Source organism: Paenibacillus sp. 2003 (assembly GCF_031455635.1).
GTDB lineage: Bacteria > Bacillota > Bacilli > Paenibacillales > Paenibacillaceae > Paenibacillus > Paenibacillus amylolyticus_B.
The window spans coordinates 1,872,901-1,894,125 of sequence record NZ_JAVDTB010000001.1 but is presented as its reverse complement, the minus strand read 5'-3'; the positions used below and the strand labels follow the sequence as shown (position 1 = coordinate 1,894,125).

Below are 21,225 nucleotides of genomic sequence, written 5' to 3'. Positions count from 1 at the left end.
ATGATAGTTATGAGTATAGGCTGAAAAAGTCATAAAGTGATAGTGCACTTTGGTCATGATAAAGTCATGTGATTAAACGCCTAAAAAGCCGGTAACTTTAAAAATTACCGGCTTTAGTATGTCGTCTTAGTAATTCATGATTCCCGACTCTCTGGCTTTACGGGCTGCCTCTTGTCTTCCCTTAACATTAAGTTTTGAGTAAATCGTTGAAATGTAATTCTTAACCGTTCCTTCACTAAGAAACAAAACCTCTGCAATATCTCGATTACGCATGCCAGAAGCAAGCTTTTGCAATACTTCAATCTCACGGCTACTAAGTCCGTATTCATTATGTTTAATAGCGGATCCCGTATTCATACTTTTGATCATTTTACTCGCCATCTCCTGCGAAATTAACGTCCCTCCCGCATGAACCACCCGTATGCCTGCAGCTAGATCTCTAGGATGAATGGCTTTGAGAAGATACCCTTCTGCTCCATGGCTTAATGCCGCCATGACGTATTCGACTTCCTGATAGGAGGTCAGCATCATCACTTTGATTATAGGCATTCTCTCTTTGATCAGAGCTGTTGCGTCAACACCATTCATGACTGGCATATTAATATCCATCAGTACCATATCGGGCTGAAACTGATGACAGCATTGGACTGCTTCTTCCCCATTTTTAGCTAATCCAACGATTTCTATATCATCTTCCATGGACAGTACGATATGGAGGCTCTCCAGAATTAATTCCTGATCATCCGCAATTAATACTTTAATTTTCCCCATGTAGCCCCACTCCTTTCAGGGGAATTTCACATCTGACTTCGGTGATCGTTTCAGCTCCTACCTCTGATGATACAAACAGGCTACCCCCCAGGAGCTCAACTCGATGTTTCATCGTAGTCAACCCGAAGCCATATTCCAATTTGTCAATCGGTTTCCCGTTATTTCGAATAACCAGGTGCAGAACAAATTCGGAAAATTGAAGCTCCAAATACAGTTGAGACGCTTTTCCATGTTTTAGTGCGTTCGTAATAGACTCCTGGATGACTCGCAGAATCGCCTGCCGTACTTCAAAATGCGTGTGCTGCTCTGTTCCTAGTACATTTAACGTCAGGAGAATTCCTGTATGTTCCCGAAAATTGGCCACATGGGCCTCAACCTGCCGTATAAGATTCGACTCCTCTTCTTCTCCAATCTCATGAACAATACTTCTCATTTCGTCCAGATTTTGCTCAGCCAGTGCTCTTAAGCGAATTAACCGTTCCTTGACCTCGGCAGGCTTACGATCCATAAGAGCGATGGAAGCATCAAGACTCATAATGATGGAGATAAAGGAATGCCCCAGGGTATCATGAAGTTCCTTGGACATACGATTGCGTTCTTCAAGCAAAGTCATTTTCTCAATTTCAGCAGCGTAGTGGGTTAACAGCTTATTTTGCTGCTCTACTTCGACCACAAGTTCATTTTTCTGGTAATACGCTTTGGCCACGAAGCTTGCCCATATGCCGATGAAGCAGAATAACACATTATCTGTCCCGCTACTAAAGGCTTGTTCCCAAGGTAACTTTAAATAATACTGGAAGATAAAGGGGATGAATAGAATTGCGGGAATGATCCATAGTGTCTGCTTGGTCAATAAGTACCCCATTATTAGACTCGGCAGCAGATAGTCTGCTTTGGAAGTCAGTTCCGGATGGATGACAGAGTTCACATAATAAGAACCTCCCAGTAATAGCTCTGCGATACAAAACCAGACCTTGTTCATCCTTCGTTGAGGAAACCAGAATATCAGTGGAACGAAAAGCGCTGCCATTAGCCAACTGACGTTTAACCATGTGGGGTTCGATAGATCACTTTCTGTAAACAGCCGTGATGACAGCAAAATGTAATGGTACAAACGAAGAGCAAAAATACCCCAATCCATAAAAGATAATATCTTCCTCATGTCATCATCCTACACTATTTTTCAGTAAAACATCAGTATTATTGAAAGAAAGATACTACCGAAAACACCACCCACGCTACCTTCGATAATCGCCATGATAAGCTTTTTTTATTGGGGAGCAGCACCCCATATAATGCTGGTTCGCTCAAACCGAGTAACGCAGAGCCGCCCGTGGAAAAACCAAACCACTCTTTCCGTGCATGATTCTACAGCTTTGCCGTATGGAACGTCTCGTTATCGAAACGCCTGTACCACACTTGAAACTTTGGCCACATCCACGCCTACACATGTTCCAATTCCTCACTCCTCATCTTTGATTTAGCCGGACGAATCCCCGAGGGTTCCAAAGCCATAACTTCGCTTTATTGGTCAAGCCTTTAATGCCGCCACCGTAAAGCGACCACGAAAAAGGCCAACCAGGAATTACAGGCTAACCTGATAATACGAAAAGACGCTAATACCAATTTAGAAACTTTCAATGAAACTATGTTGTTGTCTCTCGATACATTGTTGTCCCAACTAATGATGATTTTTAGACCATGGATTCAATTAGCGTTTCCCGTTAGTGCAATTTAATAGAACACCTGTAGAGAATTTGTGATGTATGAAAGTACAATAATTCAACGGTTAATGCATTCAACGCCGATACCAATAAATATATACTAATCCCACCACGTAATAAGATAATGAATCATCGGAGGTATAAATGACATGAATCAAAATGTTACTTTAATAGGCAAGACAATAAAACTCTTACCCTTAGAATCTAAACATAAAGAAGATTTACTTGAAACACTGATGAATCCAAGTATATGGGAATTTACTTGGAGAAAAAATGCAACTTCTGATGATATTAAACATTTAATCGAACAAGCCATTCAAAACCAGCTTCATGGCACTCAACTCCCTTTTGTCATCGTCGAACTCATGTCGAAAAAAATTATTGGAACCACAAGAATCGGAGATATTGATATGATCAATCAAAATGCGGAAATCGGCTGGACATGGCTTACACCAACTTACTGGCGTACAGGTGTAAATACGGAATGTAAGTTTTTACTGTTAAATTATTGCTTCGAACAATTAGCGCTAGTCCGCGTGCAATTTTCCATCAGCGGCTATAACATAAGGTCACAGCGAGCGATAGAACGGATTGGGGCAACTAAAGAAGGCATATTTAGGAAGCATAGGCGGGACACTCAAGGTAGATTTCATGATAATGTTTTTTATAGCATTACAGATAACGACTGGCCTGAGGTTAAAAGCACTCTTGAGCATATGATCCATATAAAATACTCGCCAAAAAACACGAAATAGATGTTTGTCCGAAAGAAATTAAAAGAAGTACGCGATATTTTCCCGGTGAATGACACAATGTTCTTTTCCTTTTCGGCAATGATAATATGTTCTTGTCCCTCGACATCCCTCCATTCATCTTTAGCGTCAGCATTTGAGCAGCTAATGGGATATAGAAAGAGCGGCATTGTAGGAACACAAATATCCTAGAATGCCGCTGTTTAATTCATACTATAAACGTTCCCCGCCGTATAATAATGCATCATCTAAACAGCTCCCGGAGGAGTTAATGTACAATGAGGACTGGGCAACTTGATAGCTGTGAAACCTTGTGACTGACACTTCCAAGCATCATTTCTTTTACACCTCTTAACCCACGGCTTCCGATAATAATAAGTTGCTGCTCGGTATCCCTTGCGTAATTCAATATTTCATGCCCAGGATCTCCCTTAAGATGAACAGTTTCCGGGTTAATCCCCGCAGACTTTAATTTAGATTTGGCTTGATGCAACTGTTCCAAACTCGCTTTCTCCATTTCGTTCAGTATGTCTTCCAAAAAATTCTCTGGTACATATGTCATTCCATTTGACACATAATCCTGGCTGACATTAACCAAGGTAACTTGAGTTTGTTTATTTTGGGCTATTTCAACGGTTGCATCAAGGAGTTTGTTCATTATTTCAGATTTATCAATGGTCACCATAATTTTGTCAAACATAGTTATCATCCTTTCCGTGGCAGTTCGTAACCATCTCGACTACCTACAACACGATTACTCGCTGCTCCTGTACCAACTAAAAAGAGTAACACCGAAGCCCCAAGAAGAATGAAAAGTGGCAGGTTCCAACTATTTGTTGCATCGTGCAGATATCCTATAAGGGCTGGACCGATTGCGGCAAGAAGATATCCGATCGATTGGGCCATGCCAGATAGTTCCGCTGCTTGATGTGCATTTTCAGTGCGCAATCCGAAAAACATCATGGCCAAACTAAAGGCGAAACCTCCACCAATTCCGAGTATGATGATCCACAACAGAATGACATTGGAACTTCCGTAAAGAAGTCCGAGCGTCCCCGTCAAAAGCAAAATGGTTGTGATGACCACTAACAAACGTTGGCTAGACATACGCCCAGCAATAACAGGGACAATAAAGGTAAATGGAAGCATCGCTAACTGCATGATCGAGAGGAACCATCCAGATTGGTTGGAGTCAATTCCTTGCTGCTTTAAAATTTCAGGCAACCATGCGATCAATACATAGAAAACCATAGACTGTATACCCATAAACAAGGTTACTTGCCAAGCAAGCGGGGATCGCCAAACATTCACATGGTTACTGACCATCTTTTGACTTGTCTTGGCTGTTTGATTCGCTTGATTTCTTAATTGGGGTAACCAACAGAGGATCGATACAAAGCTTAGAATCCCCCATATTCCCAATGCTCCCTGCCATTTTAGCCCAGCGTTCATGGCTAGCGGTACACTGATTCCCGATGCGATTGCTCCACATAAATTCATTGAAATGGAGTAAACTCCTGTCATGGAGCCAATTTTATTTGGGAAATCCCGTTTGATTATACTTGGCAATAATACATTACATATGGCAATGGCGAATCCAAGAACTGCTGTTCCAATAAACAGATTAACTGCGCCAGATAAAGATCGTATTACAATACCAACAGTCAGAAAGATTAGGGCAATCAAAATGATACGCTCAACCCCATATCTTCGTCCTAACTTGGGTACTAGAGGCGATAATAAAGCAAAGGCAAGCAAGGGTACCGTTGTGATCAGGCCTGCTAATGTATTTGAAATATGAACGTCATCCCTTATAAAACTCACTAAAGGACCAACTGAGGTTAAGGGAGTACGTAAATTAGCTGCAATAACAATAATGCCGAGAATGATCAGCCCTATAGAGGATGGCACTAATTTTTTATTTTGCTTATTCGGCATTCTTTATTTCTCCTTCCTGAATTCTTACGTATTATATTTGCTTCCTATTGGTTAAAAAACTTTGCTATAACATTCGCGCGAATAACGAAAGTATATTATAATATACTATTTTAAACAATAATTATTTTATAGCATACTTAAATTATTTAAAAAAATACAACTCTGAATTCCCGTCATGGAATTCGGAGTTGCATTTAATAAGTGGATTTTCGACGACTAGAAACCATATTTTAAGGATATATGGAGCACTGTTTCGTTATTCGTATGATTGGTATAAGCGTGAGGATAATCTGCACGAAAACTGATCGTATCATATTGATTCAATGTGTAAATCTCTCCATTGACTTGTAACTCAATGGAACCAGTCATTACTGTGGCAATTTCAGTTGTATTCACATGATGACCTTCAGGATAATACGAGCTATTTGGCTGTAAGTATGCCCGACACATTTCAATATCGTTGCTTTTAAAGACGGGTTCAATAATCCAATTTTTTTCATCATTAGAAAACCGCAGTCCCTCCCCTGCTCGATACAAACTAACAGGTTTCTCTGATGTGAACAAAGCCAATAGCGGTAAAGATATTCCTTTTGAAATTTTCCATATAATGGCCAAAGTTGGATTTGTCTCGCCACGTTCGATATTACCCAGAGTAAGTTTGCTTACGCCCGTTAATTCTGATAAGTCGTCTAAGGTCATGTTTTTTTCTTTTCTGTACTTTTTTAATGCACCGCCGATTTGTAATACAATTTGTTTTGACTCATCGATTTCATCCATTTGATATTCACCTCAATAAAAAACTATATAGCTAGTATATTGTTTATCTAGATTCTTTTCCATTCCGGTTCAATAGAACGCGATGAGATTTTCTTGATAAAATTGTATTATAAGGATACAATGACGAGCATCAAACGGTTTTATTCGAAGAATGGTATTGCTTATGAAAGGTGGTTTAGCAATGAAGATTCTCATCGTTGGCTATTTTAGCGAGACCTCAAAATCAAATATTGCAAGGAGTTTTCCGCAAGACTGGAACGTTGTAATTGTTCCGCCAGGAAAAGAAATGCTGCATCATATTGAAGATTGCCAGGTAATCATTCCTGAACATATTAAAGTGGATCACAGCCTGCTTTCTAAGGCAAAAAAATTAAAATTGGTACAGACGGGTGCTGGATTTGATAATGTGGATGTCCCTGCCTGTACACAGCTTGGCATTTGGGTGGCCAATGCTGCAGGAGTGAATGCACAGGCAGTCGCCGAGCACGTAATGGCACTGATATTGTCTTATTATAAAAACATACCGTTTCTTGATACTTTCATGAAAAACAAGATGGATGAAAATCAATTGGACTATACAGGGAGTGAATTAAAAGGCAAAACGATTGGGATTATCGGTTTGGGTGCTATTGGAAAAAAAGTAGCTGCGTTTTGCAGGGTTTTTGATATGAATGTGCTGGCGTATGCGAGAAATGCCACTGTACAATCTGATGGTTTTGTGAAAATGACGGATTTTGATACTCTTGTAAGCACATCGGACATAGTCAGTGTACATGTACCCTTGAATGAGCAATCCAAACAGCTGATCAACAAAGCGGCATTCAAAAAAATGAAAAACACTACTCTTTTTATCAATACAGCCCGAGGCGGCATAGTCAACGAAAGAGACTTGATTGATGTATTAAAAAACGGGGATATTTCAGGCGCATGCCTGGATGTGTTTGAATCTGAACCGCTTCCTATTGACAGTGAGCTCCGGAATCTGGGTAATGTAATACTTACTCCCCATACAGCGGGAATGCCTGATGGTCGGAAATTTCATAAAACAAGATATGATTTCTTTATAAAGAATATAAAACGTGTAGAAAATGGTGAGGAGCCTGAAAGCAAGCTCAATCAGTTATGATGTTTTGGTGCAATAAAAATTGATCCCCCCCTACTCCCTTTAATCGCCTACTTCCATTGTTCGAAGCCGGTGGAAATTCACGATAAGAATTGTCTGATCCCCAAGAGAACCACCACCTAAAAAAGCCGCTAAAATAGCGACTTCCTTGGGGATATGTTCTTGTCCCTTGACATATCTGGATTTATTCACATTTTGGAGTCTCATCCCATCGTCTTCACCCCTACAGCAGTTCAAAATGAAGTTGAGTCTCAGGTAACTCCGTATTTCCATTCCACTGATTCGCACCGTATCCCAATTCCAGAACCGCAGCAATGCGCTCGTTACTCAGTACACCAAACATTTCAGTACGGCTCGGGTCGTACATCCAGTTATGCAAGGTACAACGCACGCCCAGACTTTGCTCATGAGCCAGCAAGCGGAAATTCTGAATTAGGCAGCAGACAGCCGCAAAGTCTTCTTCTCGCTTATGTTGATCCGCCTCTTCCTTCACCAAGACCAGAAGATATGCAGGGGCAGGCTCCTGTAATCCCTGCATGATGTCCCCATACCGGTTATCAGCAAAGATGAATCGCCACGGCTCTCGGAGGCCATCATTTGGCGCCCATACGGCATGATTGAGCAATTCAAGGATTAGGTCCTGCGATACCGGTTGATCCAAAAACTCACTCGGACCGTCCATGTCTCCTTCCAAATCTGACAATTTCATTTTCATATCCTCCTCTTCTATGTAGTCTGTCCTCGCAATACGGTCCACTTCTGCTCGGCTGGTGTCCTTTTCCGACTTCTTGGCGCTTTGTCGTAATATCCTATATGAAGAATGCCAACAAATCTTTCATCCTCACGTAAGCCAATACCATTGAAGAACCCTTCATGCTGAATCATGGACTCTGTATCCCACAACATGCCTAACCCTCGTTCCCAGCCCAGCAGTTGGAAGCTCTGCATCACTCCGCAGGCAGCCGAATAATTGCGGTCATTGGTCAGACGATTCGGTCCTACAGTCGACATAACAATGACGTGGGCAGGAATATCGGTAAATCTCTTTTTAAAAACATCCAGAAGTTTCCCGGGAATCAGCTTGCCGAGCTTGCTTTGTGACATCTGTTCCAGCATGCAGTCCACCAACCGTTTGCGTGCTTCTGGCGTTCCGGCATATACTACACGCCATGAGCCAGACTCAACAAATGGTTGAAGCCGTATAGCCTTACGTAGTAATTCAACAATTAACTCCTGGTCCACCGGCGTAGAGTTACATTTACGAATACTCCTGCGCTCCCTGATCAATTCCGCCAGACTCAAATGTTTCACTCTCCTTTGTTTATCTGGATTCAATATTTATACTGCTGTCTTGAAGAAATTGATGGATTACTTTTAGCTCAGTTTCCGAATATTTGTCGAGAGTACGATAGAAGCGCTCTGCCTCATGTATATGCAGACGTTCATGCAGTTCAAAGATTTTTTTGCCTTGCGGTGACAACCGGAAATAGCTCTCCTTTTTGTTGTCATTCATTTTCGTGCGTTTGACGAATCCTTCTTCCAGCAGTTTGTTGCCAATTTTGGTGATACTTGCTTTGGACAAATTCATCGCCTCGGCAATACCTGTGTTGTTAATAGGCTCATGCTTGCCTATGCAATCTATCATATGAACCGCGGTCAAATGCTGAGGGATTTTCTCGATGCTTTCTCGCTGGGCGATACTTAGGAAATGCTCGATTTCTGTATCCTTGTGGTTCTCATACACATGTAAAAAACGGATAAATTGGTCATAAAGCAACTGTTTTGTTCGATCTTTTGAGATCATTCTTTGATCGCTCCTTATTTACTTGTAAACAAAAATAACATTTAAATAATAGGGATTTTCTAAATAATTTCTTATATTTAGTTTACTGGTGAACAATATAACATGAATGATAATGCTTATCAACTATAATCTCTGACAGTACAACATTACTCTATAATCCGGGTCAGAGACCTGCCTTGAACGGTTATCATATAACCTGCTCGTTAGTTAATAAAAAACAGCCGATCACGCTGATCGGCTGCCTTCTTAAACTTGGGTTATTGGACTCAGTATCATTCTCTCTACTTAAATTATACCGTTATTTTTTATTTTTTTATAGACTGTTTTTTTTGAAATTCCTACACTATACTGCTAAATACAATACTAAAAAAGAGGTGGATCAGTATGGATGACAAAAAAGTGATCATAGATCAAGGTCCTTTTTTTCATGGTACAAAAGCAGAACTGCAAATTGGTGATTTATTAGAACCACAGTTCTTATCAAATTACCAAGAGAAAAATTCTAACCATATATACTTTACTGCAACATTAAATGCTGCCAAATGGGGTGCTGAATTGGCAAGATCTAATGCAAAAGAAAGAATCTACATTGTAGAACCATTAGGAGATTTTGAAAGTGATCCAAACGTAACTGATAAAAGGTTTCCTGGAAACCCAACACGTTCATATCGATCTAAATCGCCACTTAAAATAGTAGCTGAATTAGCTTCATGGGAAAGACACACTGAAGAAGAGATTAATCACATGATTACATCTTTGAGAAAACTAAGTGAAGAAGGAAAAAATATAATATATGATTGATTCCTCTCGTTAAAAGAAAAAAGCCGCTATAATAGCGACTTGAATAGAACAATGTTCCTGTCCCGCGGCACTTCTTTATTGGAATATCTATGAGATATGCCATCATGCAATAAATTTTAATTACTTCGTTAATATCCATTTTTGTCGATCAAGTGATGGATTCAGTTCATTTAGGAAGAGTTCGGTCCCATCTTCCGATACTTCTAATGCTTTTTGATGATGAGCTGAAGTAATATGAACTGATCCGTCTTTGTTCTGGTGAAGGACCCAGCGCTGGTTGTTGTACCCTAAGTAATGATATAGCTGAAGTTTGTTTTGCCCTATATCCAGATCAAGCGTCTGACCGGCCGTAGTACGAATTGAATACGAACCTGCTTCGTCGCCTGTCGGAACAAATACCCACTTCTGGACGGAAGCCGCACTTGCATCCTGCAAAGCAACCGGCTCCCCGTTGACAAGGTCAACTGTATAAATGGATTTCTGTGTTGCGGCATTTACAAGGCTGGACTTGGTGATGTTTGCAGGTTCACCGTTGCTGACATTGACGTTCTGATAAGATGCGGAGCCGCCAAATACATGGAGTCCAAAGTGGCCTTCTGCAAAAGTACCATCCATGATATCTATGACTTTTTGACTGTCCACGTGAACGACAATATGCGGACCATTCGCTTCTATTTTCACCTTATACGTTTGACCTGGCTGAATGAAAGTTGGTACTTTTGCAAGAACCTGCCGTTCTTCAAATCCTCCATTGATTTTATAGAACAGACGGATTGCCTTCATGTTAGGGTCTAGATTCAGATAATAACCACTGCGACCATCTTCGCTAGTCCTGAACAAAATAGAACCTGCCCCTCCTGTTTCACTGAGCATCATGTCTGCTTCATACGTAAAATTCCCAGCCTTCTCTTTGGCAATATAATTCGCATCGCTAAAATATTTACCACGAATCCCATGTTCACTAACTAACCATGAAGCAGCAGACAGATCTTTAGTCCATCCACTGAGGTTTGTCCGGAACTCGCCACCTATGACTTTAACGAGCACACTAGTGGAAGTTTTACCATCCGGAGTAGATACAGTGACGGTGGACTCCCCTTCTTTTTTCGCCTTAATAACTGCGTGTGAGTTGTCTGCCAAGTCTATGGCTATTACTTCTTTATTACTGGAATTCCACTTAAGCGGTTGAACGCCTAAACCTGGTCCGTACTCGATCATCGCCTGCAGTGTATCCGACTCGCCTACCCCCAGTTCCCGAACGCTCGTATCCATCTTTATTTGAACTTTTGAAGGAATGTCCTCATTCCAGACAGATTCAAGTTGATGCACTTTCAAGGAAACAACGTTCACATTCCCACCTTTTACGTAAAAACTCATTGCTCTACTAGCAGGATCCGGAAATATAACATCTGAAAAGACAACTTTGCCGTCGTTACCAAAGGTTTCAACAGAAGACTCATCCACAAGAATACGCATCTTGATCCGATTATTCTCCATTTGCGTAGGTGCTTCATGTTTCTTACTGAAAAGGTTAGAAAAATCCGTTTCACCCGATGCAGTTCGGTCCACAAACATACGACTATCGCTTGCCTTATAACCCACGACCGTCTTCTGATCTGCACCCTCACGAATGTTAAAGCCAAACTCGGTCACTGTGCTGGTTTCAGGGATTTCAATTTCAGCTTCAATTTCGTAAGCACCTGAAATAATACCTTTTAGAAGATTCCCGGAAGAAGGGCTCACCGACTTGTTAGAAGCAGAATACAAAGGTTTACGCAGTGATTCCAATTCTTTGATTGGACTTTGCACCATACGAATTCCATCTTCGGTCGTTACCAATGATACTTCTCTCGGAATGGTTAGTTCACCTTTCCAATTGGACGTTGGGAAAGCGAACGGATAGTCCCAATTCGTCATCCACGCCATCATCACTGTGCGATGATCAGGCATATTAGCGAAAGACATTGAAGCGTAAAATTCTTTACCAAAATCTGTTCTTAGCACCTTACCCGCCGGATTATCGTTCACGAATTTACCATCAGCTGTTAAATGACCGATAAAATACTCGGCATCTGATCCGCCTGTTTTGGGATTCGCTCCTGTACTGATCATCATAACCCACTTCTTCTGTGACGTTCCGTCTACCGGAAGCTGGAACAAATCAGGGCATTCCCATACTCCTCCGCGGACGTAATCCCCATATCCCCAATTATCTGTCAATGTCCAGTCAAGTAAATTCGTTGAGGTGTAGAAACGAATATGATCTCCTCCGGACACAACCATAACCCATCGGTTATTCTCGTCATCACGGATCACTTTCGGATCGCGAAAATCCCAATTCCCAACTTCATTTCCGCTCTTACCTGGGTTCTCGATCACAATCGGGCGTTCCTTCGAATACTCCCAAGTACGACCTAGGTCTTTACTGTAAGCCAAACCTATACGCTGGTTCCCATTTGGGCTATCAGGATTAAAGGAAGTGTAGTATGCAATAAGGCCCTTGCCTCCTGAATCTCCGAATAAACCAGATGCATTTGTCATATCCGCAACAGCCGACCCAGACCAGACATGTCCGTGATCATTCCAGGGAAGTGCAATCGGAAGCCGTTTCCAGTTCAGCATATCTTTACTTACCGCATGCGCCCATGTTCCCCCATCCTGATGGAAGAGATGATATTCTCCTTCGAAGTAGACAAGTCCATTCGGATCACTCGCTGAACCACGTATTGGCGTGTAGTGATATTGTGGACGATATATCTCATTGTAATATTGGCTCTGTTCTGTCACATAAGTATCCTGAAAGTAAGCCGTTCCCTTTTTTACGACGATTCCAGTACTTCCACTTCTGTAGGTTGAATCTTCCACGTCAATCGCGGCCGTAGTGTACCCGTTCAGGAAGACCTGAATTCGAGCTCCCTTTGCCTTGATTTCTACATGATGTTTGGCTCCCATCTGACTCGGATAAGTACGTTGCGAACTTGCAATTATTGTTCCTTTTGTATTCGTCAAACTTACACGGACCTGATCTCCTTCCTTCGTAAGAGTAGCTTCATATCCTTCAGCTCCATCGCTTGAAGATCGAAATGCGAGAGCTGCAATAGAATCAGGACGAAGGGTGATATTCCCTTCATAGACCATATCAGTTGCCTCTTTATTATAGATTTGCTGTGCTTTGCTCTCCTGTTCTACCGTCCCTCTTTTTCCGTTGATATCAGGCTGCCATTTTCCCTTGTTAGAAAGCACCGTACCCAAATTACCTTTCAGATCGCTCACCACGATGTTTGAAAACAAGGCGGATCCATCCCATACATGGAGTCCAAGCTTACCGCTTTGATACGAAATGTCTTGAACATCAATTAATGGTTTATATTGATTGCCCCAATATACTTTTAGTGAGGAACCCACTGCCTTTACTTTGAGATGATAGATTTGCCCCATTTCAACAGAAACTTTACGCTCCTCCTTTAATCTCCCATCTCCATTTCTTGCATCTCTTAACCGAATCAGACCTGCGTCCGGAACGATTTGCAGCATGTACGAGCTAAAGCCATCCTCATTAGATCGAAACAACAATGTTGCATCTGCCTTCGTATCCCTGATCATGACATCAGCTTCATAGATAAAATCATCGGACACTGTCTCTGAGATGGCCATTACATTTTCTTTAGGCTGTGAAGTTAGCAAAATTCCTTCTGAAGTATCCTCTAATCCTCCTTTTCCTTTCACTTGCCAGCCTATCAAATTGGTATTTGATTTGGATGCGCTTTCAAAAATATCGAGCTCCTCCTTTGCCTGTTTATTTGTTTCCTGATCAGCGAGTACAGCACTAGACGCAATTGATTTAGATGTAAAAATACCGTTTGAAGTCAGAGTTAATCCCGTTGCCATCAGAAGACATATTGCGAATTTAGATTTATCTTTCATTCCATACCCTCTTTTCTAATAGGATTGTAAAGTCGGTTCAAATTTAATTGGTTTTGGACAACCAGTTCAGTTCGGTTGCCCAAAACCGCGCAGTAACCATTATGGGGAATCAAGCCATTGCTAAATTCTAAACACTCTGATTTTCCCAAATGCTTACGAGATCATTGATTTGAAGCGATATGACCTTTAGTTCTCCGCCAATGGCATAGAGTTCCAGTCCTCTACTTCCCAAGTCGGGGAAAATCGTGTCTGAAATGATAGTTGTTCCATTGTTGCCAAAGATCTCTACACTTGACCAATCAACATAGATGCTCAACTGTATCCGTTTATGCTCTGGCTTCATGGGTGCCTTGTGTTTTGCAGCAAAATCGGGATGAAAATCAACAGTGTTTGACTTCGTCCGATCGACAAACAACTCCTCATCCAAGACATTATATCCGATGACTGTCTCCTGGTTGGAAGAGGAAGATTTTCGCACCTTGAACCCAAATTCTATTGCATTACCGATTTCAAATTCCGCAATAATTTCCATCTTTGCAGCAGAAACAGCAGACAAAACGTTCATATCTGGTTTAATCGTAATGTCTTGTAGAGACAGAATTGAACTTCTAAGTTGATTTAACTCAGTTATGGGTGCTTGAATTAAGCGAAGTCCTTCCGAATACGTCCTAAGCTGAATCTCTCGTGGGATTGACATATGGCCACGCCATTCTTTAGAAGGAAGAGTGGAAGCATAACGCCAATTATTCATCCAGCCGACCCAAATCTTTCGCCCATCCTCATTCGGGATACCATCCCAGGTCACGGCCGCGTAAAAGTCAGATCCGTAATCTATCCATTTGATTGTATCGAATGATTCCAATGTTTCATCTAATGTAAAAAACTTACCATCAAAGTGACCTATAAAATACATCATGCCAGAACCGCCTGCGGGTGGTTCTGAATCGTTGGGATTTACGCCATTTCTATCTCCGACACTTAGTGTCAGAATCCATTTAGTGGTATTAGGGTCCTCATCCACTTGGATTTTAAAAACATCAGGACATTCAAATATTCCACGATGGATGCCCGGAATATCAGAACCGAAACCGCTTGCAAAAGACCAATCCTTAAGATTCGAAGATGTGTAAAATTCTACACGGTTACTTACAGCAAGAACCATTACCCAGTTTGAAGATTCTTCATGCCAGAATACCTTTGGGTCTCGAAAGTCTAGCGTTTCCGTGGGGAATAAAACAGGGTTACCTTCATATTTTGTCCAGGTTCGACCTTTGTCCTTGCTGTAAGCGATGCTTTGAACCTGCGGTTTACCGGGTTGAGCGCTGTTACCATTATTAGTATAAATTGCAACCAATCCTGATCCTGCTTCGTTGAAGAATCCGCTTGTATTGTTCTTATCGACTACCGCACTTCCCGAAAAGATCGCTCCATCTTCCCCAGGTGAGATGGCTGGTGGAAGTTCATCCCAATGAACTAAATCATTACTTACGGCATGCCCCCAATGCATACTGCCGAAATCAGGCTGCGTATCATGAGGAGTATACTGGTAGAAAAGGTGATATTCTCCTTCGTAATAAACCATTCCGTTAGGATCGTTAATCCAATTTCCCTTAGGGGAATAATGTATTTGCGGTCTGTATTCAGTTTTATAAATAAAGTTTTCTGGATCTTTGCTGATACTATTTTCACCTGATAGATGTACTTTTTTAATTTTATTCACGCTCCCTTAAGCTACTTAGAATCTAAAAGAAGAAATATGCATTCCTTATTAACAAAATAATCCACTCGTTTTCATTTGTCAAAGTATTTTTGGGTAAATGAATATTATTCTTTATGTATATATCTGTTTTTGTTTACATTTGCACAATTTATGACTGATTATAGAAAATAACAATTTTAATTTAAGTTGATCTAATCATTTTTTTATTATTTCTAACCTAATAGTTTACAAATGTAAAAAAGGTTACATCTAAACTTCTCTTTACTTGTTCAACAAAATATCGTTAGTAGTAAACCCAATTTGTACCGATAAAACAAAAAAAGCCGCTAAAATAGCGACTTCAATAGGAATATGTTCTTGTCTCTTGACATGTTCTTAATAAATTAACGGCTCGCTTATGCTTTAACAACTTCAACCTTTTTATCCCCTGCTGACTTCGCTATCTCTAACGTTGTGTTACCCTGGATAGTGACTATTAGGCCAGTAGCCAGCATAGAAACGATTAAAGCTGCGCTGAGGGCTGTGGAAATTTTCTTCTTGACCATAACCATACCTCCGTTACTATTATGATGTAATATGCGGCTCAAGAACTATGACGAGCCGAGTGTGACTAGATATTACAATAATTCACTTTTTTGTTGGGTAATCTACCTGGTGATTGTATTATAAACGTACTGACAATCATTGTAAAAGGATTTTTTCCTTGTGTTCAAATACAATAAAGTATGATTGTTTTCTCAGAATTTCTTTTCAAAACTAAAAAATTTGGCGGTCATTCTCCTTGATGTAAAGTATCCACATATTCAATAAACCTTTTCGCTGCTGGGGAAATATTATGATCATCTCTCCACTTTAATCCTATTTCCCAGTACCATCCTTCATCAATGATAGGGATCCAGACCAATTCATCTAACATCAACCCCAGCGTCTTAGGCAGTACTGATACACCTAGACCCGACTTTATAAAACCGGCTACAGTGATCAGGTCCTCCGCTTCATAAGCCGAAGCAAGAAAAAACCCGGTATGTCGGAACCGGGATACGATCGTTGCTTTTAATCCACAGTTGTTTTTCAATCCAATAAATGGCTCGCCAGATAGCTCTGCCAAACTAAGAGCGCTACAATCTGCATAACGATGTTGGGAGGGAACAACAATGTATAAAGGAACATTTTGAATCGTCTTCCAGTGATGATTATCCAAAGTAGATTCCCTCGATGTAATCATAATATCCGAAAATCCTTGCTCCAGATGTTCATCAATATCTCCTAAGTTCCCTTGTGTCAAATCGAACCGAACTTTGGGATAATTCAATTGATAACTTCGAATTAGGCTAGGGATTAATTCAACACCGAGAATGTTTAGATAAGACAACGTAATCACACCAGTATCCGGATTGGACCACTCTTCGATTTCCCTTAGACCATTTTCAATATTATGTAGGGCTCTACCAATCCATTTAGAGAACATAGTACCGTTTCGGTTCAGCTTAATATTTCGTCCATTTCGCTCAAATAAAGGAGCTCCTATCTCGTTTTCAAGCTTGGCAATTGCATGACTTAACGCTGGCTGAGTAATACCGAGTTTTTTGGAGGCTAAGGTCATATGTTCAAGCTGTGCAACGGTCATAAAGTATTCCAATTGTGTAAGTTCCATTAAAACACCCCTCCATATATTAATAATATTCATCATTTTTATTATTATAATAAATTGGACGTTATGAAAGTAGCAAGTGTAGTATTAGTTCTAGCTCCTCTCGAACAACACATTAAGGTTTAGAGACAGAGCAATTTCAAATTAATCATTGAATACCATCACTAGGAGGAATAGTTATGCATAAAGAATTTGAGTTTTCTGTATCAGAATTTAAAGGTAAAAGGGTGCTTGTAACCGGAGGAACAAAGGGAATGGGGCAAGCAGTTGTAAAAAGACTTGCAAACGGCGGAGCTACAGTTCTTACTACTGCCCGTTCCCTATCTGCTGACTTGCCAAATTCGGTCAAATTTGTGCAAGCAGATGTCGCCACACCTGAAGGTGTAGAGCAAATAATTACAGCAGTAAAAGAGCAACTTGGAGGTATCGATATTATTGTCCATTGCGTAGGTGGATCAACGACACCACCAGGAGGTGCACTTGTATTGAGTGATGAGGATTGGCTTCATACATTAAATTGGAATTTACTCGCAGCAGTTCGACTTGATCGTGGCTTAATTCAACTTATGTTAGAAAATAATTCAGGCGTTATTCTTCATTTCACTTCCATCCAGAGACGTTTGCCTTTATATGAAACCACACTGGCTTATGCATCTGCCAAAGCCGCGCTGACTAATTATAGCAAGGGATTATCGAATGAATTTTCCCCTCAAGGAATTCGCATAAATACATTGTCTCCCGGATTTATTCAGACAGAAGCATCTGACGCATTAATTGATCGGATCGCAACGCAAACCGGAAGTCGAGAAAGTGCACTCGAACAACTTATGACTTCACTCGGAGGTATTCCAATTGGTCGGCCAGGATTTCCTGAAGAAGTCGCTGAACTGGTCGCATTTCTGGTCTCAGACCGAGCAGCATCTATTACAGGTAGTGAATATGTCATAGATGGGGGAACTATCCCTACCGTCTAAAAATTAATTAATAAAGGGAGAGAACAATATGGATCTCAATCATTTACCGTCTGTAATTGCCAAATACATTACTGCATCTAACAAGCCAGATCCGGTAGTATTTGTAGATTGTTTCTCAGAAAATGCCGTCGTGTTGGATGAAGGAAAAAAGCGAAATGGCAAACAGGCGATTCGGGAATGGAGTGATCAAAACCATTTCGCGGCGAATGTAACGTTAAAGCCAACATTAGCAAAAAAAATAGGTGATGAAATTGTGCTAACATGCGAGCTGGATGGTACCTACGACAAGACTGGTCTACCCGATCCACTATTATTGAATTATCATTTTGTTATTGTTGACGATAAAATCGTCAGACTTTCCATTTTCTAAAGATATCCAAATGTAAAAACAATGTTTGGTTGACTACCCGGAACGTAAGGTCAATGATTCATATAATGGGCATATAGTTGCTCGAAGGTTGTAAAACGTTCGACTGTTCTGCCGACCTTATCATACTCTTCTCGATAATCATCCATCACTTTAAGGAGCTTCTCTTTCATAACTGGTAAATTACTTGCATCAAAGTACTGCATAAGATCATATTTCTTGGTTCCTTTCTCCATGGCCATTTCATCAAGATACTCATGTGCTCCAAAGGCCGAAAGAAAGACGTAGGAAGCATCGTTCGTTGTAACACTGTTCAAAATTTTATTGCGGTAGTTGCACCACAGTTCTTCATATGTTCCTCTCAGATTATCAAAGGTCGGAGCCGGTTTAACAATGAAGTTATCACACATCGTGCTATGTAACCGCGTAACGCTATTCAACATATTAAAAGATGTTATTCGAATATCTTCAATGGTATGAGCTTCGATGATTGACCTGTATAAGGATTCGAGATCATCCGGAACATAGCGAAACGAGCGTATCTCTTCCAAATATCGCTTGATCCCTCGTTTGATACACGTATTATTCATACTCACCAAGGCATTGACTAGATTGTACAGAACCCCAGCAGATGCATATCGCACTGAACCGATATCTTCACTAAGCATCGTATCGCTGTATGCTTGTTTAGCCAGATCGATCCATTTATTTGCTCGATTAAGACACGCTTCTCCTATCGGGTTTGCAAGTGCATCAAGAGCTTTTTGCCGGAAGTCATTCAATTTCTCCAAATCCTCAGGCTTTGCATAGTAGAGTACTTTGAGCTCGGTTAGGCTCGATACGTTGGGACTCTCCAAGGTGGATTGCTCTTGTATTCTTGAATCCCATGGCGTGCAATAGATGTCATACCCAACGTCATCCAAGATGAAGCAATCGGAAATTTCCCATCCCTTTTCTGTATTATTAATGATAATTAAATCAAGATCACTCTTCTCGTGAAAGTCCCCGGTGCTAAATGAACCAGTAAGCCCAATAATGGCGATATCGTTTAGAAAATCTCTTTTTACGCGTTCGATCACCATGTTAATGAGCAGTTCATTTTTGTCCAGCAGCTTCTTCTTTATGATTTCGTTCATTCGTCACACCTCTTTGTATGATCCGGCCGTCCTTCATCACAACAACCTTAACTTGAGTCTATCGATTTAGAGGTGTGGTTACTATGTATAAGTTGTTTTAAGTTATCTTTGCACAAAATCCGCTAAACCGTCGATGCGACGAGTTAGCGGATTTCATTAGTGCTTTGTATAGACTATTTTCTTTATGCTTTCGCAGGACAAGAAATACCGACCCGCCAACTCATCTATCCTGACTCCATTGCGGAATAAGGATTTAATCTCAGCGTTTCGAGCAGAGACCCTGCTCTTGCTCTCTGTTTTCTCGCCCCATTTTAGGTGCGCCTCTTTGGGTTTGGGGATATAAACCAATTCCCCTTGAACGTATTCTTGAATGATACGTAACAATTCTTCCGGAAAAATAGACTCGGCTTTTGAATATTTCATGGGCCTCACTCCTTATTTAATAGATCAATAAGGTGCAAAGCCAGTTAGTAGAATATTACGATTCGTCGTTGGCAATGTGATTATTCCCAGGCTCTATGCAAAGCATTGCCATATCCTTCACTGGCTTTGCATAGAGCCGTGCATGTAAGAATCCTACCCCGATTGTTTTCAATAGCCTCACCTCCATAGAAAAAAGATAGCTACTATTTGCTTATTATATCAGAGCTTGTTGTTCGAGTGTTTAATCATGTCTTTTGAAGCTAACACGTTCTGATTATTCACACTATGCAAATCTCTCTAATTGAATTAACTACCAGTGAACTCAAGGCTCCAGCCTCCATGACATCTCCCAAAAATCAAGCTCAAAGCGACTGCACATCACGAAAATATCCTCCATCCGTTGGTACGTTTCCTCGCTACAATCTTCTAATAACTTATCCGTTAACGTCACAAGGGATTGATTGCTGTTGTTGTATTCAGAGGAAGCATATCCTGTGATCCACTCACCATAAAAAGGATGATCAGCTGCACCTGGCTTTTGGGAAAGAACTTGACCAATCTCTGCATAGCTCCATGAGCAGGCCAGAATGGATACAAGTACTTCTGCTATGCCACCCGCATGGGAAACAGAGAGCATATAGTTAGTGTAAGCTGCATTTTTCAGTGCAGGTTTTACCTGAAAAACATGATCCTCTGTAATTCCTAATCGCTCCATATAAGAACGATGAATTTTCATTTCGCCATTCAAGATATTATCTACGTTTTTACTAAAAAACTGCATCAATTTGGGGTCGTGCGACTTGACGATACCTAGTGCAAATACACGGGCATAATCATACAGGTACAAGTAGTCTTGCAGCAAATAATAACGAAATTGTTCGACTGGTAAGGAACCATCTCCGATTCCTTTAACAAAGGGATGCTCAAGACATTCCTTCCACACAGGCTGTGCCGCCTGATATAGTCGCTCTGAAATAGTCAACATATGTTCCTCCAATTCATAATGTACGTATTTAAAAACAAAAAAACGAAACATCCGTAGGATGTTTCGCAGACAAATACACTAAAACAAGGGGGGCGCATGAGCTACCCAAGTACAGTGTTTCATCGTTGCATCCCTACGTTGGCATTATCCAAATCAGGTAAGGTCGGTTTAACACCCTCTCAGCCGGTTAAGGCTCCCTTGCAAACGGTTGTATGTAGTTGATTACTTTCTTATCCGCATAAAAAAAACAACATTCATTTAGTATATCAAGGGCTGTTAAATATAGTCAAGGCAGATTGTATCCCCCTCATCAGCTTGAGAGACGTATTTAAAAGACGGAAACCATCACAACAAT

At 40.8% G+C, this 21,225-nt stretch carries 20 protein-coding genes and 1 riboswitch; of the genes, 5 read left to right on the top strand and 15 right to left on the bottom strand.

From position 1 onward, the window contains the following. Positions 1-126 precede the first annotated feature (126 nt). The gene (locus tag J2X75_RS08330) at positions 127-771 is read right to left on the bottom strand and encodes a response regulator transcription factor (protein WP_310335675.1); all 645 of its coding nucleotides are present in this window, start codon (positions 769-771) and stop codon (positions 127-129) included. Next, complete coding sequence (locus J2X75_RS08325; RefSeq protein WP_310335673.1) at positions 758-1,699, bottom strand: sensor histidine kinase; 942 nt, start codon at positions 1,697-1,699, stop codon at positions 758-760. The genes J2X75_RS08330 and J2X75_RS08325 overlap by 14 nt, the downstream gene beginning before the upstream one ends. A gap of 945 nt (positions 1,700-2,644) precedes the next feature. On the opposite strand from J2X75_RS08325, the gene J2X75_RS08320 reads away from it, so the two are divergent. Then, positions 2,645-3,250, top strand: a complete 606-nt coding sequence (locus J2X75_RS08320) for a GNAT family N-acetyltransferase (RefSeq protein WP_310335671.1) — start codon at positions 2,645-2,647, stop codon at positions 3,248-3,250. A gap of 265 nt (positions 3,251-3,515) precedes the next feature. Here the strand turns inward: J2X75_RS08320 and J2X75_RS08315 are convergent, their stop codons facing one another. The 3 genes from J2X75_RS08315 to J2X75_RS08305 all read right to left on the bottom strand — a co-directional run bounded on the left by J2X75_RS08315 (position 3,516) and on the right by J2X75_RS08305 (position 5,962). Next, positions 3,516-3,947, bottom strand: coding sequence for a universal stress protein (locus J2X75_RS08315; protein WP_310335669.1), 432 nt, complete (start codon positions 3,945-3,947; stop codon positions 3,516-3,518). A 5-nt stretch (positions 3,948-3,952) separates the two neighbouring features. Then, a complete protein-coding gene (locus J2X75_RS08310; protein WP_310335666.1) occupies positions 3,953-5,185 on the bottom strand; it encodes a CynX/NimT family MFS transporter in 1,233 nt (410 codons plus the stop codon). A 216-nt stretch (positions 5,186-5,401) separates the two neighbouring features. Continuing rightward, complete coding sequence (locus tag J2X75_RS08305) at positions 5,402-5,962, bottom strand: helix-turn-helix domain-containing protein (RefSeq protein ID WP_091021004.1); 561 nt, start codon at positions 5,960-5,962, stop codon at positions 5,402-5,404. Between the two features lie 181 nt (positions 5,963-6,143). Here J2X75_RS08305 and J2X75_RS08300 point away from each other — a divergent pair, with 181 nt between their 5' ends. After that, positions 6,144-7,088 carry an NAD(P)-dependent oxidoreductase gene (locus J2X75_RS08300; RefSeq protein ID WP_310335662.1) on the top strand — a complete coding sequence of 315 codons (945 nt, stop codon included), beginning with the start codon at positions 6,144-6,146 and terminating at the stop codon, positions 7,086-7,088. 220 nt (positions 7,089-7,308) lie between these two features. Here J2X75_RS08300 and J2X75_RS08295 read toward each other — a convergent pair whose 3' ends face one another. From J2X75_RS08295 to J2X75_RS08285, 3 genes are read right to left on the bottom strand one after another with little or no spacing between them, the layout of a single operon-like run. Continuing rightward, positions 7,309-7,794 carry a nitroreductase family protein gene (locus J2X75_RS08295; RefSeq protein ID WP_310335661.1) on the bottom strand — a complete coding sequence of 162 codons (486 nt, stop codon included), beginning with the start codon at positions 7,792-7,794 and terminating at the stop codon, positions 7,309-7,311. A 17-nt stretch (positions 7,795-7,811) separates the two neighbouring features. Then, positions 7,812-8,396: a nitroreductase family protein gene (locus J2X75_RS08290; RefSeq protein WP_240661846.1), complete on the bottom strand. Its 585-nt coding sequence runs from the start codon at positions 8,394-8,396 to the stop codon at positions 7,812-7,814. Between the two features lie 10 nt (positions 8,397-8,406). Continuing rightward, positions 8,407-8,889, bottom strand: coding sequence for a MarR family transcriptional regulator (locus J2X75_RS08285; protein WP_017688279.1), 483 nt, complete (start codon positions 8,887-8,889; stop codon positions 8,407-8,409). A gap of 384 nt (positions 8,890-9,273) precedes the next feature. Here J2X75_RS08285 and arr point away from each other — a divergent pair, with 384 nt between their 5' ends. Next, the gene (arr, locus tag J2X75_RS08280; protein ID WP_105598868.1) at positions 9,274-9,690 is read left to right on the top strand and encodes an NAD(+)--rifampin ADP-ribosyltransferase; all 417 of its coding nucleotides are present in this window, start codon (positions 9,274-9,276) and stop codon (positions 9,688-9,690) included. Positions 9,691-9,810: 120 nt separating this feature from the next. On the opposite strand, the gene J2X75_RS08275 is transcribed toward arr, so the two are convergent. From J2X75_RS08275 to J2X75_RS08260, 4 genes are all read right to left on the bottom strand, one after another. Continuing rightward, positions 9,811-13,614 carry a GH32 C-terminal domain-containing protein gene (locus J2X75_RS08275; RefSeq protein ID WP_310335655.1) on the bottom strand — a complete coding sequence of 1,268 codons (3,804 nt, stop codon included), beginning with the start codon at positions 13,612-13,614 and terminating at the stop codon, positions 9,811-9,813. Between the two features lie 127 nt (positions 13,615-13,741). Next, a complete protein-coding gene (locus J2X75_RS08270) occupies positions 13,742-15,334 on the bottom strand; it encodes a glycoside hydrolase family 32 protein (RefSeq protein ID WP_310335653.1) in 1,593 nt (530 codons plus the stop codon). 395 nt (positions 15,335-15,729) lie between these two features. Next, complete coding sequence (locus tag J2X75_RS08265) at positions 15,730-15,879, bottom strand: hypothetical protein (RefSeq protein ID WP_190945603.1); 150 nt, start codon at positions 15,877-15,879, stop codon at positions 15,730-15,732. 227 nt (positions 15,880-16,106) lie between these two features. Continuing rightward, complete coding sequence (locus tag J2X75_RS08260; protein WP_310335651.1) at positions 16,107-16,988, bottom strand: LysR family transcriptional regulator; 882 nt, start codon at positions 16,986-16,988, stop codon at positions 16,107-16,109. Between the two features lie 176 nt (positions 16,989-17,164). On the opposite strand from J2X75_RS08260, the gene J2X75_RS08255 reads away from it, so the two are divergent. Then, positions 17,165-17,959, top strand: coding sequence for an SDR family oxidoreductase (locus J2X75_RS08255; protein ID WP_310335650.1), 795 nt, complete (start codon positions 17,165-17,167; stop codon positions 17,957-17,959). A 28-nt stretch (positions 17,960-17,987) separates the two neighbouring features. Continuing rightward, on the top strand, positions 17,988-18,329 hold the full coding sequence (locus tag J2X75_RS08250) for a nuclear transport factor 2 family protein (protein WP_307536199.1): 342 nt from the start codon (positions 17,988-17,990) through the stop codon (positions 18,327-18,329). Positions 18,330-18,379: 50 nt separating this feature from the next. Here J2X75_RS08250 and J2X75_RS08245 read toward each other — a convergent pair whose 3' ends face one another. The 3 genes from J2X75_RS08245 to tenA form a co-directional block, all read right to left on the bottom strand. Beyond that, positions 18,380-19,462 (bottom strand): nucleotidyltransferase domain-containing protein, encoded by a 1,083-nt coding sequence (locus J2X75_RS08245; protein ID WP_310335649.1) that lies wholly within the window; start codon positions 19,460-19,462, stop codon positions 18,380-18,382. Between the two features lie 156 nt (positions 19,463-19,618). After that, positions 19,619-19,885, bottom strand: a complete 267-nt coding sequence (locus J2X75_RS08240; protein WP_310335647.1) for a CD3324 family protein — start codon at positions 19,883-19,885, stop codon at positions 19,619-19,621. A 322-nt stretch (positions 19,886-20,207) separates the two neighbouring features. Next, the gene (tenA, locus tag J2X75_RS08235; RefSeq protein ID WP_310335645.1) at positions 20,208-20,870 is read right to left on the bottom strand and encodes a thiaminase II; all 663 of its coding nucleotides are present in this window, start codon (positions 20,868-20,870) and stop codon (positions 20,208-20,210) included. A gap of 112 nt (positions 20,871-20,982) precedes the next feature. Then, a riboswitch (TPP riboswitch) is annotated at positions 20,983-21,080 on the bottom strand. Between the last annotated feature and the right edge of the window lie 145 nt (positions 21,081-21,225).

Coding starts and splice junctions, on each gene's coding strand:
- J2X75_RS08330 (WP_310335675.1), bottom strand. CDS start 771: ATGGGGAAAATTAAAGTATTAATTGCGGATGATCAGGAATTAATTCTG.
- J2X75_RS08320 (WP_310335671.1), top strand. CDS start 2,645: ATGAATCAAAATGTTACTTTAATAGGCAAGACAATAAAACTCTTACCC.
- J2X75_RS08315 (WP_310335669.1), bottom strand. CDS start 3,947: ATGTTTGACAAAATTATGGTGACCATTGATAAATCTGAAATAATGAAC.
- J2X75_RS08310 (WP_310335666.1), bottom strand. CDS start 5,185: ATGCCGAATAAGCAAAATAAAAAATTAGTGCCATCCTCTATAGGGCTG.
- J2X75_RS08305 (WP_091021004.1), bottom strand. CDS start 5,962: ATGGATGAAATCGATGAGTCAAAACAAATTGTATTACAAATCGGCGGT.
- J2X75_RS08300 (WP_310335662.1), top strand. CDS start 6,144: ATGAAGATTCTCATCGTTGGCTATTTTAGCGAGACCTCAAAATCAAAT.
- J2X75_RS08295 (WP_310335661.1), bottom strand. CDS start 7,794: ATGAAATTGTCAGATTTGGAAGGAGACATGGACGGTCCGAGTGAGTTT.
- J2X75_RS08285 (WP_017688279.1), bottom strand. CDS start 8,889: ATGATCTCAAAAGATCGAACAAAACAGTTGCTTTATGACCAATTTATC.
- arr (WP_105598868.1), top strand. CDS start 9,274: ATGGATGACAAAAAAGTGATCATAGATCAAGGTCCTTTTTTTCATGGT.
- J2X75_RS08275 (WP_310335655.1), bottom strand. CDS start 13,614: ATGAAAGATAAATCTAAATTCGCAATATGTCTTCTGATGGCAACGGGA.
- J2X75_RS08265 (WP_190945603.1), bottom strand. CDS start 15,879: ATGGTCAAGAAGAAAATTTCCACAGCCCTCAGCGCAGCTTTAATCGTT.
- J2X75_RS08260 (WP_310335651.1), bottom strand. CDS start 16,988: ATGGAACTTACACAATTGGAATACTTTATGACCGTTGCACAGCTTGAA.
- J2X75_RS08255 (WP_310335650.1), top strand. CDS start 17,165: ATGCATAAAGAATTTGAGTTTTCTGTATCAGAATTTAAAGGTAAAAGG.
- J2X75_RS08250 (WP_307536199.1), top strand. CDS start 17,988: ATGGATCTCAATCATTTACCGTCTGTAATTGCCAAATACATTACTGCA.
- J2X75_RS08245 (WP_310335649.1), bottom strand. CDS start 19,462: ATGAACGAAATCATAAAGAAGAAGCTGCTGGACAAAAATGAACTGCTC.
- J2X75_RS08240 (WP_310335647.1), bottom strand. CDS start 19,885: ATGAAATATTCAAAAGCCGAGTCTATTTTTCCGGAAGAATTGTTACGT.
- tenA (WP_310335645.1), bottom strand. CDS start 20,870: ATGTTGACTATTTCAGAGCGACTATATCAGGCGGCACAGCCTGTGTGG.